This is a genomic window from Armatimonadota bacterium (assembly GCA_018268395.1).
Lineage (GTDB): Bacteria > Armatimonadota > Fimbriimonadia > Fimbriimonadales > Fimbriimonadaceae > JAEURO01.
Map to the genome: position 1 here is coordinate 94082 of JAFDWQ010000006.1, position 15011 is coordinate 109092.

At 62.5% G+C, this 15011-nt stretch carries 18 protein-coding genes and 1 tRNA gene; 12 read left to right on the forward strand and 7 right to left on the reverse strand.

The genetic code is table 11. The features are described from left to right. Window positions 1-6: 6 nt before the first annotated feature. Window positions 7-489, reverse strand: coding sequence for a hypothetical protein (locus tag JST30_12025; GenBank protein MBS1715052.1), 483 nt, complete (start codon window positions 487-489; stop codon window positions 7-9). A 69-nt stretch (window positions 490-558) separates the two neighbouring features. Then, window positions 559-634 (reverse strand) — tRNA-Cys (locus JST30_12030). Window positions 635-678: 44 nt separating this feature from the next. On the opposite strand from JST30_12030, the gene JST30_12035 reads away from it, so the two are divergent. Then, window positions 679-1011, forward strand: coding sequence for an MmcQ/YjbR family DNA-binding protein (locus JST30_12035; protein ID MBS1715053.1), 333 nt, complete (start codon window positions 679-681; stop codon window positions 1009-1011). Here JST30_12035 and JST30_12040 read toward each other — a convergent pair. Both JST30_12040 and JST30_12045 read right to left on the reverse strand, forming a co-directional pair. Further along, a complete protein-coding gene (locus JST30_12040; GenBank protein MBS1715054.1) occupies window positions 1002-2057 on the reverse strand; it encodes a M42 family metallopeptidase in 1056 nt (351 codons plus the stop codon). The genes JST30_12035 and JST30_12040 overlap by 10 nt on opposite strands. Window positions 2058-2096: 39 nt before the next feature. Next, window positions 2097-2645, reverse strand: a complete 549-nt coding sequence (locus tag JST30_12045) for a PilZ domain-containing protein (GenBank protein ID MBS1715055.1) — start codon at window positions 2643-2645, stop codon at window positions 2097-2099. Between the two features lie 146 nt (window positions 2646-2791). Here JST30_12045 and trxB point away from each other — a divergent pair, with 146 nt between their 5' ends. The 9 genes from trxB to JST30_12090 all read left to right on the forward strand — a co-directional run bounded on the left by trxB (window position 2792) and on the right by JST30_12090 (window position 10231). Next, window positions 2792-3727: a thioredoxin-disulfide reductase gene (gene trxB / locus JST30_12050; protein ID MBS1715056.1), complete on the forward strand. Its 936-nt coding sequence runs from the start codon at window positions 2792-2794 to the stop codon at window positions 3725-3727. 2 nt (window positions 3728-3729) lie between these two features. Continuing rightward, window positions 3730-4794: a hypothetical protein gene (locus JST30_12055; protein ID MBS1715057.1), complete on the forward strand. Its 1065-nt coding sequence runs from the start codon at window positions 3730-3732 to the stop codon at window positions 4792-4794. A gap of 70 nt (window positions 4795-4864) precedes the next feature. After that, on the forward strand, window positions 4865-5878 hold the full coding sequence (gene fliM / locus JST30_12060; protein MBS1715058.1) for a flagellar motor switch protein FliM: 1014 nt from the start codon (window positions 4865-4867) through the stop codon (window positions 5876-5878). Between the two features lies 1 nt (window position 5879). After that, the gene (gene fliN / locus JST30_12065; GenBank protein MBS1715059.1) at window positions 5880-6779 is read left to right on the forward strand and encodes a flagellar motor switch protein FliN; all 900 of its coding nucleotides are present in this window, start codon (window positions 5880-5882) and stop codon (window positions 6777-6779) included. Continuing rightward, window positions 6779-7384, forward strand: a complete 606-nt coding sequence (locus JST30_12070; protein MBS1715060.1) for a flagellar biosynthetic protein FliO — start codon at window positions 6779-6781, stop codon at window positions 7382-7384. Before fliN ends, JST30_12070 begins: the two co-directional genes overlap by 1 nt. After that, window positions 7381-8145 carry a flagellar type III secretion system pore protein FliP gene (gene fliP / locus JST30_12075; protein ID MBS1715061.1) on the forward strand — a complete coding sequence of 255 codons (765 nt, stop codon included), beginning with the start codon at window positions 7381-7383 and terminating at the stop codon, window positions 8143-8145. Before JST30_12070 ends, fliP begins: the two co-directional genes overlap by 4 nt. Next, a complete protein-coding gene (fliQ, locus tag JST30_12080; protein ID MBS1715062.1) occupies window positions 8142-8411 on the forward strand; it encodes a flagellar biosynthesis protein FliQ in 270 nt (89 codons plus the stop codon). The genes fliP and fliQ overlap by 4 nt, the downstream gene beginning before the upstream one ends. Then, the gene (locus tag JST30_12085) at window positions 8408-9160 is read left to right on the forward strand and encodes a flagellar biosynthetic protein FliR (protein MBS1715063.1); all 753 of its coding nucleotides are present in this window, start codon (window positions 8408-8410) and stop codon (window positions 9158-9160) included. Before fliQ ends, JST30_12085 begins: the two co-directional genes overlap by 4 nt. Next, complete coding sequence (locus tag JST30_12090; GenBank protein MBS1715064.1) at window positions 9161-10231, forward strand: EscU/YscU/HrcU family type III secretion system export apparatus switch protein; 1071 nt, start codon at window positions 9161-9163, stop codon at window positions 10229-10231. It begins immediately after the preceding gene. On the opposite strand, the gene JST30_12095 is transcribed toward JST30_12090, so the two are convergent. Together JST30_12095 and JST30_12100 are read right to left on the reverse strand one after the other, a co-directional pair. Continuing rightward, a complete protein-coding gene (locus JST30_12095) occupies window positions 10228-12021 on the reverse strand; it encodes a hypothetical protein (protein MBS1715065.1) in 1794 nt (597 codons plus the stop codon). The two genes, JST30_12090 and JST30_12095, sit on opposite strands and share 4 nt — an antisense overlap. 74 nt (window positions 12022-12095) lie before the next feature. Continuing rightward, entirely contained in the window at window positions 12096-12842 is a 747-nt protein-coding gene (locus JST30_12100; protein ID MBS1715066.1) for a sugar phosphate isomerase/epimerase, read from the reverse strand. 61 nt (window positions 12843-12903) lie between these two features. Between JST30_12100 and JST30_12105 the strand changes: the two genes are divergently transcribed. Further along, complete coding sequence (locus JST30_12105) at window positions 12904-13374, forward strand: VOC family protein (GenBank protein ID MBS1715067.1); 471 nt, start codon at window positions 12904-12906, stop codon at window positions 13372-13374. Window positions 13375-13377: 3 nt separating this feature from the next. Here JST30_12105 and JST30_12110 read toward each other — a convergent pair whose 3' ends face one another. Next, window positions 13378-13962, reverse strand: a complete 585-nt coding sequence (locus JST30_12110) for a hypothetical protein (GenBank protein ID MBS1715068.1) — start codon at window positions 13960-13962, stop codon at window positions 13378-13380. Between the two features lie 183 nt (window positions 13963-14145). On the opposite strand from JST30_12110, the gene JST30_12115 reads away from it, so the two are divergent. Further along, entirely contained in the window at window positions 14146-15006 is an 861-nt protein-coding gene (locus tag JST30_12115; GenBank protein ID MBS1715069.1) for a DUF4394 domain-containing protein, read from the forward strand. The last annotated feature ends 5 nt before the right edge of the window (window positions 15007-15011 follow it).

The window sequence follows — 15011 nt, forward strand, 5'->3', positions numbered from 1 at the left end:
AGCCCGTCATTCCTGGGAGACCTCGACCCCGCACCGGCCCGTGAGCTCGTCCAAGAGAGTGGAGTAAGGGACTTCCATACCGTTCCGGACCCATCCTACCGGAACCTTGAGACGGCCTGCGACCAGGTGCGCGACGGGCTTGAGGACGACGCTTCCCGAGCGGTAGACGACTTCGAACCGGTCCTGGCCCATCGCCCGGATCTGTTGGACTTCTGTGTAGGCGATCCGTTTGCGGTTCGTAAACCCGACGACCTCGAAGGCATCGTCGAAGAATTCGACGGACGTGACCTCGGCCTGACGCTGGACCAAGTCGGTCAGGGCCAGTTTGCCTAGGTCTGCCGCAGCGCCGGCGACGCTCCGGAGCCCCTTGGCCAAATCGCCGTCCTGAAGGACCGACTGGCCTTTCTTCTTAGCGCTGGCCCGGGCCTGTCGCGCGCCGACGCCGAACCAATGCAGCACTTCGGCAGGCGTGTAGGTGACCCGTTGCATCACGATGATTATGTCTACGGTCCGCCCTGAGATCGGTTGCCGGTCCTCTGCAGGCGGGTGGGGGCAAAGTGGAGGCGCCGAGCAGATTCGAACTGCTGGATGAGGGTTTTGCAGACCCTTCCCTTAACCACTTGGGTACGGCGCCGGGGAGGGTCAATATACCTTGCGCCCGTGCCGCATAATGGGCGCATGAGCCTGGAGAGGATCCGCGCCGTCTGCCTTTCGATGCCGGGTGCCGTCGAAGACCATCCTTGGGGCGACTACGCGTGGAAGGTCGGCGGCAAGGTGTTCTGCATCTCGGGCGAGAGCGGGACCGGCGTCACGGTGAAGGCCAGGCCAGAGGACCAGGAGGGGCTGACCCAAGATCCGGCGGTCAACGTCGCAGCCTACGTCGGACGGTTCGGATGGGTGACCGTGGACGTCGGCGCCGGCACGACGGACCTGGCCGAGGGCTTGATCGCCGATTCGTACAGGCTCGTCGTCGCCGGGCTACCGAAGTCCAAACGGCCGGCTCACTCGTAGCTGTAATCGCCGCTGTGGCAGTCCTCGATGTACCTCGCGAGGAGATCGATCGAAGCCTGGACGTCGGACTTGTGGACCGTCTCGTTCACAGTGTGGACGTAGCGGCACGGCACGGACAGGGTGAACGCGGGGATCCCTCCGTTCAGGCGTTGCACGCCGCCAGCGTCGGTGCCTCCCATCGGAAGCAGTTCCAACTGGTACTTGATCCCGTTCTTCGAGGCCAAGTCCCTGAAGTGGTTCACGACTTTGGGATGACAAATGAGCGAACTGTCCAGGATCTTGATCGCCGTTCCCTCACCGAGTTTGGTCACACTGAGTTCGTCCGGAATGCCTGGAAAGTCGTTCGACAAGGTGATGTCGATGGCGACGCACACGTCCGGCTTGATCGCAGATCCCGACGCCGTCGCGCCCCGGAGTCCGATCTCTTCTTGGACCGTAGCGACGGCATAGATGTCGACGGCATGGTCTTTGGCGGCTTTGAGGGCCTCGATCATGACGAAGACGGCGACGCGGTCGTCCATCGCCTTGCAAGTGAACAGGTCGCCCATCTGCTGGAACGTCCGGTCCATCGTCACACCGTCACCGATCTGGACCTTAGACTTTGCACCTTCGCCGGAGTGGCCGATGTCGATGAAGTAATCGTCGATCGTCATCTCCTTGTTCTGCTCTCCGGCCGTCAGGAGGTGCTTGGGTTTGGTGCTCTGCATCAAGACGCCCTTCAGCGGCCCGCCCGACGTGTGGACGAGGACGCGCTGGCTCGCCATCTGGCGCGGGTCCCAGCCTCCGACGGGGGCGATGCGAAGGAACCCCTTGTCGCTGACGTGCTTCACCCGGAAACCGATTTCGTCCATGTGGGCGGCCAACATCAGCTTGCGGCCCGTCCCGCGAGGCGAATTGGCCGGCTTAAAGGCCGTCAAGTTGCCCAAAAAGTCCGTCGTCAGTTCGCAGAAGGAGCCCAGTTCCCTCTTGACGATCTCGCGCACGGCGTCTTCTTGGCCCGGACAGCCGTGGGCTTCGGTCAGCTCCTTCAAAAGTTCAACGTTCATTCGAAGGATTTTTACCCTTCGGCAGCGACGCTACGCTCCCTACTGGGCTTGGGCCCACATGCTTTGCATCAGCCGGGTCGAATAGACAAGCTTGACGCCACCTTTGTAGATCCCGCCGGACATCCTTTGATGGACGACTTCGCCTTTCAGGTCTTGGAACTGGCCCTTGACGGCGACGTTGAAGTCCAAGCTTTTGCCTTGGGGAAGCTCTCGGTCGCACTCGAATCCGAACCCGCTCCGCGAGATGTCGGTGATCTTGACGTTGACCGGGCCGTCTGGCGCCTGCCATACGGCAGGGAGCTTTTGGACCAAAGTCCGGCCGTCACAGTCGGCTGGACGGCACGTCGCGGCCTGGGCCAGCGTCAGGACGAGGTTTTGCTCTTGCACCAAGGCGACCGTAGCGTGGGCGACGTGTTCTTCCCGGTCGCCATGGACGGTGACCGTCAGCTTCGAACCGATCGGAGGGATGTCCTCCGTCATCGACACGACCCAGTTGAGCCCGCTGCAATGCAGGAGCCACCCCTGGTACTTCTTGCCGTCTCCAAAGCCTCCTAGGGTTATTCGCTTACCCTGGAGTCTGGACTCCATACTCTGATTCTTCGGCAATCGATAATCGTTTGCTCAGGCCCACTTGCTTGTCAGGGACTGCAATCGGTGGTATCCATCCGCCAAACCGATGGGAGCGGGACGACTTCGTCGCCGCCAGGGTCCGGCCGGTATCCTCAGGGGGTTCCATGCCGCACAACGTGATCATCGTCGGATCGGGCCCAGCCGGGTACACGGCCGCCCTGTATGCCGCACGCGCCGACTTGAAGCCCCTCCTGTTCACCGGCCCGGAGCCCGGCGGCCAATTGATGATCACGACCGACGTCGAGAACTACCCCGGCTTTCCGGAAGGGGTCATGGGGCCGGACATGATGGACCTCTTCCGCGACCAAGCGGCCCGGTTCGGAACCGACATCCGCTCCCAGACCGTCAACCGGGTCGACCTCTCGCGCCGGCCGTACAAGGTCTTTGTCGGCGACGAAGAGTTCGAGACCAAGTCCTTGATCGTGTCCACCGGAGCCTCGGCCAAGTGGATCGGTATCGAAAGCGAAAAGACGTTCGGCGGCTTCGGGGTCAGCGCCTGTGCGACCTGTGACGGTTTCTTCTTCCGGGGGAAGGAGGTCATCGTCGTCGGGGGAGGGGACACGGCCATGGAGGAGGCGAACTACCTGACCCGTCACGCGTCGAAAGTCGTCGTCGTCCATCGGCGCGACACCTTGCGGGCCAGTAAGATCATGCAACAGCGCGCGTTGGACAACCCGAAGATCGAGTTCGTCTGGAACGCCGCGGTCCAAGAGGTCTTGGGCGTGACGGAGCCGCACCGGAAGGTCACGGGCGTAAAGCTCGCCAGCACGGTCGACGGGAAGGAGTGGGAACGATCGATCGACGGCGTGTTCGTCGCGATCGGTCATAAGCCGAATTCGGACGTCTTCGCCAAATGGCTCGAAACGGACGAACTGGGATACATCAAGGTCGAACCGTACTCGACACGGACGAAGCTGCCGGGCGTGTTCGCCTGTGGTGACGTCACCGACCGGACATACCGCCAAGCGGTGACGGCGGCCGGAACCGGGTGCATGGCCGCGATCGACGCCGAGCGGTTCCTCGAATCCGAAGGAGAGTGACGTTGCCGGCCCTCCTGCTGTTCTGCCTATCGACGGGTTTGGACTGGCACCGGACCGAGGTGCCGAGCAGGTTTCCGAACGGAGCGGTCCGGATCGTGAAGACGTTCTCGGATCCCTTGTCGCCCCAGAAGCGTTCGCCACTAGGCGACTGGTCTTTCGACCGTCTTTCCGTCGTCGCGCTCAAGGACAAAGATTCCGAATCGGACCGTATCCGTGTGTTCGGTTCGTCCGGGCCGGACCGCCTTGTCACGACCGGGCGAGCGGCTGCGTTCTTCGAAGTCCTGTTCGACCTGAACTACTCGGCGTTCCGCTTGGACCATTCGCCGCAGTTCGGTGACGGGTGCATCGACGTCTACCTGGCGACCGGTGGTGATCCGGGCGGACAGCAACTGTTCTCGGAAGACCCTCAGCCGTTGAGGCCGTATGTCGGCAGTTCTCGGGTGAACACGGTGTACATCTACGACGTCGGGAGTCTGACGGACCCCCTCGAAGCGTGCCGCGAGCTTGCCCACGAGTACGGCCATGCAACCCTTCCACCCGTCCGGATTCCCAACGCGCCGGAAGAGTGGGTCAACGGCGACCTCGGCGAACGGATCTATCTCTCGTGGCTCGCCGACGCCCTCAAGTCAGGGCGAATCGATTCGGCGGTCACGTTCGGTGCCGATTTCCGGTCCGTGCGAGCCTATGTCTCCGGCAAGGTGGACAAGTTGGTCTCCCCCGTCGTTCTTCGTGGACCCGACGCGGCCGCTCTTGCCAAAGGGGGGCGTCCGGGGTTCGACGCGTACCTTGGTCTCGCGGCCTACGCGTTCCGTCACCTGCCGCTCGACGTGTTCCGCCGCTCGCTTGTCCTGAACCCGGACCAGACCGCGTCGGGCTATGCCAAGGCCCTCGTCGAAGCCGTCACCGAGAAGCGGGACGTGTCCGTTTCGGACCGAGGATCGAAAGCGCTTTGGATCCCTGTCGGGGCCGCGGGCCAGGTCGCCGGAGGAACGGTCAGGGCGCGAAAGGGCGCCTGGTGCCTTGTCGCCGTAAAAGGAAAAGTCCGGATCTTGAACCCCGCCCCCTGAGGAATACCGGGCGCGCGCCGAACATCAATACTGACAGCCGCCCTTAGGAGCGCTGTTCGGAGCGCAGCGCTTGTCAGAAATCCTCTCCCAAGCCGAAATCGAAGCCTTGCTCAGCTCACTGAACCCTGAAGCGGGTCCGGTCGCTGAAGCGAGCGCTCCAGAGTTCGCGCCCGCGACGCCGGGTCAGGCTCGCCCGCGCCAGGTCTCGACGGCCTATGAAGTCTACGACTTCCGTCGACCCGACAAATTCAGCAAAGACCAACTCCGTACGCTGCAGATGTTGCACGAAACGTTCGCGCGCATCAGCGGCAGCAGCCTGTCGGCCTTTCTTCGTAGCCCGGTCAACATCGATCTCATTTCGCTCGAACAGGTCCCGTTCGAGGAGTACCTTCGCAGCATCCAGAGCAGTGTGTTCACGGTCATGACGATCCCGCCCCTGAACGGTCAAGCCGTACTGGAGATGGAGTTCGCGACCGTCCTGATCATGATCGACAAGCTCTTGGGCGGACCCGGCCGACCGATGGAGCGCTCGGTCTTGACCGATATCGAGCAACCGCTGGTCAAGCAGATGGTCGAGCGCATGTTCCACGCGCTGAAGTCGGCATGGGAAGGTGTCGTCATCGTGAACCCCGGGATCGAGTCGATCGAGACCAGTGCCCAGTTCGTCCAGATCGCACCGCCGACGGACATCGTCATCAGCATCCTCTTCGAAATCCGGATCGGCGACGCGCGCGGTGCCATGAGCCTTTGCATCCCCTACATGGTCTTGAAACCTGTGACGACCAAGCTCAGCGCCCAGAAGTGGTTCGCGAGCGGGAACAGGAAGCAAAAACCCGAGTATCGGCGCGCCCTTGTCCATCACATCAACGCTGCGCCCGTCGAGTGCACGGTCAAGCTCGGCAACTGCAAATTGAACGTCCGTGACTTCCTGCACTTGAAGAGCGGAGACGTCGTCCGGCTGGACCAGCGCTCGGAGCGCGACATTCTGATGCTCGTCAGCAGGACACCCAAATTCGAGGGCCGGCCGGCCCTTCACGGGCGGAAGCTCGTGTTCAACGTCACCGGACCTTATATCGAGATCTAACATGCCCAGAATCGCCCAAGACGTACTCAACAAGCTCAGCACCGTTGTCGGCCAGGTGTGGCAGACCGTGTCTACGACCGTCAGCGAAGCTGCCGGGTTCGCGGTCAACTTCAGCAACCCGCTCGTCCTTGCGACGACGGGGGCCGACATCCAAGCGGAAGTCAATTCACCCCGCTTCGTGATCACGTTTTCGTTCGCCAGTCAGCCGGAAAACGGCATGATGGTGTTCCTGTCGCCGGACACGGTCGCCGATCTCTACGCCTCGTTGAAGGGCGAAATGCCGCAGACGGTGGACGAAGGTCTCGTGGCCGACGTTCGGCCCGTCCTCGAAGCGATCGTACAAGGAATCTGTCTTGGCGTCGGAAGCGCACGCAACGAGCCGATGGTCGCGAGCGGTCTGACGGTGCGCTACCAAATCCCGACGTTGACGACATCGATGCAAAAGTCAGAGGAGCTCGTCCGCTGTAACGTTCCGGTCAGTTACGAGGAGTTCTCGGGCACCGTGGTGTGGCTCCTCGATTCGGAAGTCGGCTACCACGTGGCCGGAGTCGAACCCGGTGACGAACGCAGCCCCTTCGCGTCGGTCTCGGGCTCGGGATCGGCGAACGGCGCGGACGCGCCGATGTTCGACGAGAGCGGCCTTGAGATCATCATGGACATCCCGCTCGACGTCAGCGTCGAATTGGGGCGTGTCAAGCTTCAAGTCCGGGAGGTCTTGGAACTCGGAGCCGGATCGATCGTGGAGATCGATAAGGCGGCGGGGGAACCGGTCGACGTCCTGGTCAACGGCCGGCTCGTCGCACGGGGCGAAGTCGTCGTGATCGACGACAATTTCGGCGTCCGTATCACCGAGATCTTGAGCGTGCACGAGCGGCTCATGAAGCTGAACGAGGCGGCGTAATGCGCGCGGTCATCTCCGCCGTCACGGTCGTCGCTACCGGCGTCGCCGTTTCCGCCCAGAGCTTAGGCACGAAGGCGGACGTCGTCGCCAAGACGGCCTCCGGGCCGATCGTCCGGCCGATGGACCTCCTCCAAATAGTGGTGGCCTTGGCCGTCGTCGGATGGTTGTTGAAGTGGGCGCTCCCCAAGGTCGCGGGCAGGCTTGCGTCCAAACCCAAAACGAGCCCAGGCTCGACGATCTCGGTCGACGAGACCTTGTCCCTCGGTAACGGGCACCTCCAAGTCGTGACGGTCCGCGGACGGGCCTTGCTGCTCGCCGTTTCCGCGACCGGGACCACGTTCCTGACCGACCTGACGCCCGCCACGGCCCCCGGAACGACCGCCGCGCCCGAAGAGACGCCCGCGTTCTTCGAAATGCTCGACGCCGCCGATGGCACGTCCGAGCCGACGGCACTGAACGCGACGACCCCGAGCGACGATCCCGGCAGCATGTCGATGGACGATGCGATCGCTTTGATTTCGGCCGCCCGCAAGCGGCTCGACACTCCGGAAGCGACGGGCACCGGTGCGCTCGATAGGCTCAACCGCCTGACGGGAGGACGATGAACCCGAAGGCCACCGTGTTCCTCCGGTCGGCGCTTGTCCTCCTTCTGATCGCGTTCGCGGTCATGGCGACGCCCCAGTCCGTCCTAGTCCCGAGCATCCAACTCGGCGTGGGCCCCGCGAAGGGCCAAGACCAACTGAGCACGAGCCTGCAACTGTTGGCGCTCTTGACCGTCCTTAGCATCGCTCCGGCCATCCTGATCTTGTCGACCGCGTTCACACGCATCGTCATCATCCTAAGCTTCGTCCGGACAGCCCTCGGAACGCAGTCGATCCCACCGAACCAGGTCATCGTCGGGCTCAGTCTGTTTTTAACCTTTTTCGTCATGGGGCCGACGTACGAGCGCATCAACAAGGAAGCCATCGTCCCGTACACGGCCAAGCAGAACCCCATCACCTTCGACGAAGCCGTGAAGAGGGCCGAAAAGCCCGTGAAGGAGTTCATGCTGAAGAACACCTATGAGGGCGACCTCAAGATGTTCCTCGAGATGCGGAAGCAGACCCCGAAGAACCGGGAAGAACTCGACATCTTCTCGCTGATCCCGGCGTTCGTGATCAGCGAACTGAAAACGGCCTTTATCATCGGCTTCTACATTTTTGTCCCGTTCGTGATCATCGACTTGATCGTCGCGAGCGTGATGATGGGCATGGGCATGATGATGATGCCGCCTGTCGTCGTCTCCCTGCCGGCCAAACTCCTCGTGTTCGTCCTTGCCGACGGTTGGAGCGTGTTGGCCCACGCCATCCTCTCGGGGTATTCGTGAACCACGCCGTCGTCCTCGACTTGGCCCGCCAGGGTATGACCGTCGCCCTGATGGTGACGCTTCCCGTGCTCGCCGTCGCCTTGTTCACCGGTCTTGCCGTCAGCGTCTTTCAGGCCGTCACGCAGGTCCAGGAAATGACGCTGACGTTCGTCCCGAAGCTGATCGGGGCGGCCATCGTCCTGCTGACGATGGGGAGTTGGATGCTCACGACCCTGGTCAAGTTCACCCACCTGTGCTTTACGCACGCGGCCCAGATCACCCAGTGAAGCTCGACGCCCACTTTCTGTTCGCCTGCCTGTGCATCTTCGTGCGTTGCACGGCGATGCTCTTGTCCGCGCCGGGTTTGGGAACCGTCGTGCCCGTCGTCGTCCGGACGCTATTCGGAGCGCTTCTGACTTTCTGTCTTGTACCGACCCTTCAACCTCTGATCGGCGAGATGCCTGGGACGTTTCTCGGGCTCGGGATGGCGGTCGCGCACGAAGCGATGATCGGCGTCCTGATCGGCGGTTTCCTCCAGCTTCTCGTGTCTGGTGCACAAGCCGCCGGAGCGTTCCTGGACGTCCAGATCGGCACCGGCTCGGCCCAAGTCTTCAACCCGTTCCTTGGAGTCACGGCGACCCCGCTCAGTCAGTTCAAGGCGGTCTTGACGACCGTGCTCGTGTTCCTTTTGAACGGCCATCGGACGATGATCGCCGCCTTTGCGAAGAGCTACGACATGTCCGGTCCGACCCTTCACTCCGTCCAGGACAACCTGTTGGGGTTCATGACGACGACGAGCCTCGTCAGCCTGCAGATCGCGGCACCCGTCGCGGCCGTGACGTTGATCATCGACTTCGCTGCGGGCATCGTCAACAAAGCCGTCCCTCAGACGCAGCCGTTCCTCTTGTCGCTGCCCGCCAAGCTCGCCGCCGGCATCGTCGTCGTCTCACTCGGGCTACCCGCCCTCGTCGCGGCCGTTCAGAGCGGCCTCGACTCCGCGTTCACCCATTTGGGTCGAGCGTTAGGAGGCGGATAGGTGCCTGAACAACCTGCGGGCGAACGGACGGAACAGGCGACGCCTCGCCGAAAGCTTGAGGCGCGCAAGAAAGGAACCGTCGCGAAATCGAACGACATCACGGGAGCCCTTGGGCTTTTGACGATCGCCTTGATGGCTCCTTCCGTCTTCACGAGCCTCTCGACGGCGTTCCTGAGGGGCGTCAATACGTCGATCGCACGGGTTCCGTCGACGGTTTCGCCCGTGGAAGTGGGACGGTACTCGGCCACACTGTTGGCGCCCGCTGCGGCCGGGGTCCTGCCGCTCCTCGCGGCGGTCATGGTGGTCGGGCTCGTCAGCAATTTCGCACAGGTCGGCTTCGTCCTTAGCGGCGAAGCGCTGTCGCCCAAACTGGAGCGCCTCAACCCGCTTCCGGGCTTCCAAAGGATGTTCTCGGCGCGATCCACCTTCGAGGGTCTGAAGGCGATGGGCAAGATGGGCCTCTTCGGGATGATCGCCTACGGCGCGGTCCGCGAGCACTGGGACAAGCTCTTGGGACTTGCCTGGTTGACACCGGCGCGCTCGACGGCGATCGTCGCCGAAACGATGCAGTCGGTCTTGGTCCGGGTCGGGCTGGCGTGGTTGGCCGTGGCCGTCATCGACTACATCTTCCAGCGGAAGCAAGTGGACAAGCAGCTCATGATGACCCGCGACGAACTCCGCCGCGAAATGAAGGAGCAGGAAGGGTCACCGGAGGTTAAAGGGGCGCAGATGCGGCGGCGGCGGCAATTGGCCAAGGGTGGGCTTGCCTCGAAGTTGAAAACAGCCGACGCCGTGATCACGAACCCCACCCACTTCGCCATAGCGATCCGCTACGAACGGAGCACCATGTTCGCACCGATGGTGGTCGCGAAGGGTGCGGACTACCTGGCCCTGCGCATCCGACAAATGGCGACCGACCTGGACGTCCCGATCGTGGAGAACAAGCCGCTGGCCCGCGCCCTTTACAAGCAGTGCGAGGCAGGCGATTATGTCCCTCGCGACCTGTTCGCGCCGGTCGCCGAAGTCTTGGCGTACGTCTACCAGACCGTCAAAAAGGTGAAGCGGGGCTAACCGCCCCCCTTAAGTCCGGGAAGGTTTTCTAACGAGATCGAGTAGGTCGAGCCCTTCGTGCCTCGAGGTACAAGGACGATGACATACTCCCGCGGCTTGTCGGTCGAGAGGAGCGAATAAGCGTTCGTCGCATCGACCGACGTCAACGGTAGGCCGATCTTGTTACCGGCCGCGTCGCACACGAGGATCTCGTATTCCCAGTTCGAAGTCGTCCAATGCAGGAGGGCGGGATCGTTCGGTTTCAGGGTGAACTTCCAGACTTGGATCCCCTTGCCCGTGTCGCCTTTCGCGGCCGCAGATTTGGAGAACGGTTTCACGGCGGCAACCGACCGTTCCAGCCGGTACTCGCCGCTACCGCCGTCGCCTTGAGCAGAGACCGCAAGGACGTAACGGCCGGGCCGCGTCACGACGACGGTCTGTTCGATCCGTTGCTCGTCGACCCCTACCGAGCGTGTCCAGACAGGTTGGCCGTCCGGGCCGTATAGGACGACTTCTTGAGCGAACGAAACCGCCTCGGTCTTGACCGTCACGACCTCGCCGACAGAACCGTCGAACTCCCAGTAGCCGTTGCCGCCGATCTTGAGCGGGGCTCCGTGCGACGGGCCGGCGACGAAGTCCGAGGCGGCCCGATCGACCGTCAGAGTGTACTGATCGCGGTCTTTCTTCGCCGGATCGACGGCGACCCAGACGTCGCTGTTTTGAAGCACGCGGACGACAGAGATGCGGCCGTCCTGATAACGGCCCTCCATTTCGAGAAGGGACTGGGGGGCGGCCGGGTCCGACGGCTTCGGGTTGAACGGGCTCGTTTCCGGCTTCTTCGGATCGAACGCCGCGATCTTCGGTGCGGGAGCGACGACGATCGTCGTTTCAGGTCTCAGTTCGGGGGTCTCGAACCTGAGGAACTCGCCGGCCTTCAGAGACAGCTTCCAGAGCCCTCGCTTTCCCGTTTCCGCGCCCGACTTTCCGGCCGTGCCCGTCCGTTCTAAGTCTTTCGGAACGATCTCGGTCGCGCCGACCCGGACTTTGCCCTGAGTTTGGCCATGGGTCGAGCAGAACAGATAGTACGCGCCGTCCAACGGTGCAAAGACCGCCTGTCGCATCACGGACTGGAAGTCTTCAAGGAACACCGGATTGGGAACGCCCGTTGGTGCGATCACGATGTCAGGGGAGAAAGCGGTATGGCCTTCGCGCCCACCCCCGACGTCGTCGATCTGGATGATTTGTCCAGCCTTGAGCGAAACGCGCGTCAAGAACCGATCGTTACCGGCAAGATCGTATTGGGACGTGCCGCCTAAGGCCACGTCGACGGACTTGTACGTCCTATAACGCAGGAACATCTGACCGCCCGCTTTGTCGCGGAAGCACCTACCGTGAATCCGATAGGCGCCGTCCTTTTCGCACTGCCACAGCAAAAGGGGCCGTTGGTCGCCTGGATACCGGTCGTCGTTGAACGCCAAGACCTTGTCCTTATCATCGACGATCTCGATGGCCGGGTCGAAGAAGTCGCTGCGCGCTTCCACGATGACGACGTCTCCGGCTTTCAAGTCCAAGTTCCACTCCGTGAACTCGCCCGGAGTCAGGATGCTCTTGGTTTCTTCGCCGTCCAGGTATCTGGCGACAGTGGCGTCGGTGTTCGCGAGAACGTCCGCGAGATGGCCCTGACCGCCGCGGCCCCCTCCGACCTGCGAACCACCGAAGCCTCCACCCGCCATTCCGCCGCCTTGAGCCCGGACAGCGCCGACGTTCAGGCACAGCAAGACGGCCATCGCCGCAACGACATTGGTTTTCATGGTTTGTTCCCCTCTTGTAGAGCTTTCAGCCGGCCCGATGGTTACAGTCCGAACTTACTGTTCCTGTCGTAGGCTCAACCTTTGTATCCAGCGGTCCGGAAATACAGAAGACTGGCTTTGATCGCCGCCAACGGATCGCCAGCAGCGGAGTCGAATTCGACGATGCCGAACGCGGTCTTGCAGGCGTCGAGCTGCTTCAAGACAGGCGGCCAGTCCATTTCTCCCTGGCCGGCAGGCACGTGGGTCTCGGCCCGGCAAGACGTTCCGTCTTTGAGATGGACCAGATGGACGCGCTCTCCGTGAGCCTTGAGAAGCCCGGGAACGTCCTGACCGCCACAATGCGCCCACCAAAGGTCGACTTCGAGCAGCATATGGTCCGGGCAGGACGACTCCGTCATGATCTCATAAGCGGTCCGGTCTCCGACCTTGACGAATTCCCCGCTATGGTTGTGGAAACCGAACTTGCGCTTGGCTTTGGCCACTTTCTCGCCGAATTTCTGCAAGCGGATGCCGCACCTGTCCCATCCGTCGGCATAAGCCCGCTCCGGAAGACCGGGCACGACGATGTACGGACAGTCCATGACCTCCGCGTCAGCAAGGACTTGGTCCAGCTGTTTCTCGCACTGGTCATATCCGACGTGCATGCCGCAGAACTTCAGTCCGGCGTCCCGGGCCATCGTTGCGAACTCTTTGGTCGACTTACCTGCCGTCCCTGCCGCTTCGACGTACCGGTAACCCATCTTTCCGATCGCCTTCAGGGTGCCCGCGGGATCCGCGTTCATCTGATCCCGAACGGTGTAGAGCTGGACTCCGATCTTCATGTCCGCAGTATCCCCCAGTCTGGCGTCCGATGGTCCAGACTGAAGCGTGGACCTGGAACCGATCGACCCGCACGCCCGCATCGGGCACGTCCATCTGAAAGTCTCGGACTTAGAGCGGTCTCTCGCGTTCTACTGCGGTGTGCTGGGCTTCACGTTGACCCAACGGCTCGGGCGCCAGGCCGCCTTCGTGTCCGCCGGGGGCTATCACCATCACATCGGTCTGAACACATGGACGAGCCTCGGTGGACCCCGGCCCGCGGACGGGACGACCGGCCTGTTCCATGTCGCCGTCTTGTATCCAAGCCGCAAGGCTTTGGCTGTCGCCGTCCGGCGTCTGCTCGAGCAAGGGGTCGTGTTCGACGGTGCAGCGGACCATGGCGTCAGCGAAGCCGTCTATCTGCGGGATCCCGACGGCAACGGGATCGAGCTTTATTGGGACCGCCCCGAAAGCCAGTGGCCCCGGAACGCCGACGGTGGGATCGAAATGGTGACGTTGCCCTTGGACTTGAACGGACTTTTGTCCGAATCCTGAGGTTCAGCCCTTAGGTCGACCGGTGACGGTGACCTGGATTTGCGTCACCTTGGCGTCCTTTTCCCTTATGATGGAAAGCGTGACCTTGTTGCCTGACTTCGTGGTACCCGACAAGAGTCGGGTCTCGGACTCCGGCCTCTTGACGCCCGACTTCGCCGTGAGGTTCAGCCCGGCCGAAAGGTGCTTCGTCACGATCTCGATCTCGTCGGGCGTCGTCCATGTGGATCCGACGGTCGCGCCGGCTGACGAATCTGTCCGGTACGCGCCCTCTTTGACGTCCGCGGCCGGATACGCGTAATAACCCATGTCCTCGAGGTCCTTTGCGGCTTCACGGACCTTGGGGCTTTCTTCGGCCTCGAGCTTGGCTTGGCTGGCAGGCGACTTCGAAGGGTCGCGCGGGACGGAGTCTCGGACCAACCCTTTCGCTTGAGGTTCGGAGGTTTCGCCAGGACCCGTCGAAGACTTGACCTCGGACTGGTCCGATCGCTTCGTCGGATCTTCGATCTTGACGCCCGGCTCCGGTTTGGAAGAGCAACCCACGAGGGTCACGAGCATGGCCACGGCAAAAGCCCAAGTCCGGAACATCATGGCGCGAGTGTACCGGCGCGCCCTTAGAGCGGACCGCCTCGGGCGGTTCTGCCGGTGCCGCCCTGCCTACGTCGGTTCGGCGCGCCACAGTTCATTAGTGTTCCTTAATGGTCTGTTCAGGTCGCGTTCAGAGACCTTAGCGATGATGTCGTCGTCGGAATCCCCCCGACAGAGAGGTCATCAATGAACATCCGAACGCCCTTCTTCCTTTCCCTGGCCGTTTTGGCCGCATGCCCGTTGGCTACCGCCCAAGACGTAATGGCGGTCACGACGGGGAACCGGCTCGTCCGTTTTCAAGCGACCGACCCGACACAGATCCTTGCGGACATGTCGTTCACCGGATTGTCGCAAAACGACTTGGTGCTCGGTCTCGACTACCGGCCGGCGACGGGCGAGTTGTACGCGATGGGCAGTTCGAGCACGTTGTACAAAGTCGACGCCGGAACCGGTCAAGCCACGGCCGTCGGCGCACCCTTCGCTCCGGGCCTGAACGGAGTCGAGTTCGGCTTCGACTTCAACCCGACGGTCGACCGTATCCGTGTCACGAGTGACAAGGGTCAGAACCTCAGGTTGAACCCGAACACGGGGCAAGTCGCGGTCGTCGATACGGACCTGGCGTTCGCGGCGGGAGACCCTAACGCCGGTGCGCGGCCGAACATCGTCGGATCGGCCTATACGAACAACTTCAACGGTGCCACGTCGACGACCCTGTTCGACATCGACAGCGACCTGGACGTCCTCGTCACCCAAGTCCCGCCGAACAACGGCACGCTGAACACGGTCGGCAGTCTCGGTCTTGACGTGACGAGCCTCGTCGGTTTCGACGTCCTCGGCACCGATCAAGCCTATGCGGCCTTGACACGGGCCGGCGACTTCCGGAGCGCCTTCTACCGGATCGACCTTTCCACCGGAAAGGCGGGGTACATCGGAGCGATCGGTGGGGACGTGTTCCAGATTCGGGACATCGCCATGGTCCCCGAGCCGTCCTCGGCCGTCGTCTTGACCCTTGGCGCCCTCCTGCTCCGGCGTAAGAAACGGTCTTGACCCGG

What these genes read in the sequence shown, in the direction of transcription:
- JST30_12100 (MBS1715066.1), bottom strand. Translation starts at nt 12,842, where the DNA reads ATGAAGATCGGAGTCCAGCTCTACACCGTTCGGGATCAGATGAACGCG.
- JST30_12115 (MBS1715069.1), top strand. Translation starts at nt 14,146, where the DNA reads ATGAACATCCGAACGCCCTTCTTCCTTTCCCTGGCCGTTTTGGCCGCA.
- trxB (MBS1715056.1), top strand. Translation starts at nt 2,792, where the DNA reads ATGCCGCACAACGTGATCATCGTCGGATCGGGCCCAGCCGGGTACACG.
- fliP (MBS1715061.1), top strand. Translation starts at nt 7,381, where the DNA reads ATGAACCCGAAGGCCACCGTGTTCCTCCGGTCGGCGCTTGTCCTCCTT.
- JST30_12110 (MBS1715068.1), bottom strand. Translation starts at nt 13,962, where the DNA reads ATGATGTTCCGGACTTGGGCTTTTGCCGTGGCCATGCTCGTGACCCTC.
- JST30_12025 (MBS1715052.1), bottom strand. Translation starts at nt 489, where the DNA reads ATGCAACGGGTCACCTACACGCCTGCCGAAGTGCTGCATTGGTTCGGC.
- fliN (MBS1715059.1), top strand. Translation starts at nt 5,880, where the DNA reads ATGCCCAGAATCGCCCAAGACGTACTCAACAAGCTCAGCACCGTTGTC.
- JST30_12035 (MBS1715053.1), top strand. Translation starts at nt 679, where the DNA reads ATGAGCCTGGAGAGGATCCGCGCCGTCTGCCTTTCGATGCCGGGTGCC.
- JST30_12045 (MBS1715055.1), bottom strand. Translation starts at nt 2,645, where the DNA reads ATGGAGTCCAGACTCCAGGGTAAGCGAATAACCCTAGGAGGCTTTGGA.
- JST30_12070 (MBS1715060.1), top strand. Translation starts at nt 6,779, where the DNA reads ATGCGCGCGGTCATCTCCGCCGTCACGGTCGTCGCTACCGGCGTCGCC.
- JST30_12095 (MBS1715065.1), bottom strand. Translation starts at nt 12,021, where the DNA reads ATGAAAACCAATGTCGTTGCGGCGATGGCCGTCTTGCTGTGCCTGAAC.
- JST30_12040 (MBS1715054.1), bottom strand. Translation starts at nt 2,057, where the DNA reads ATGAACGTTGAACTTTTGAAGGAGCTGACCGAAGCCCACGGCTGTCCG.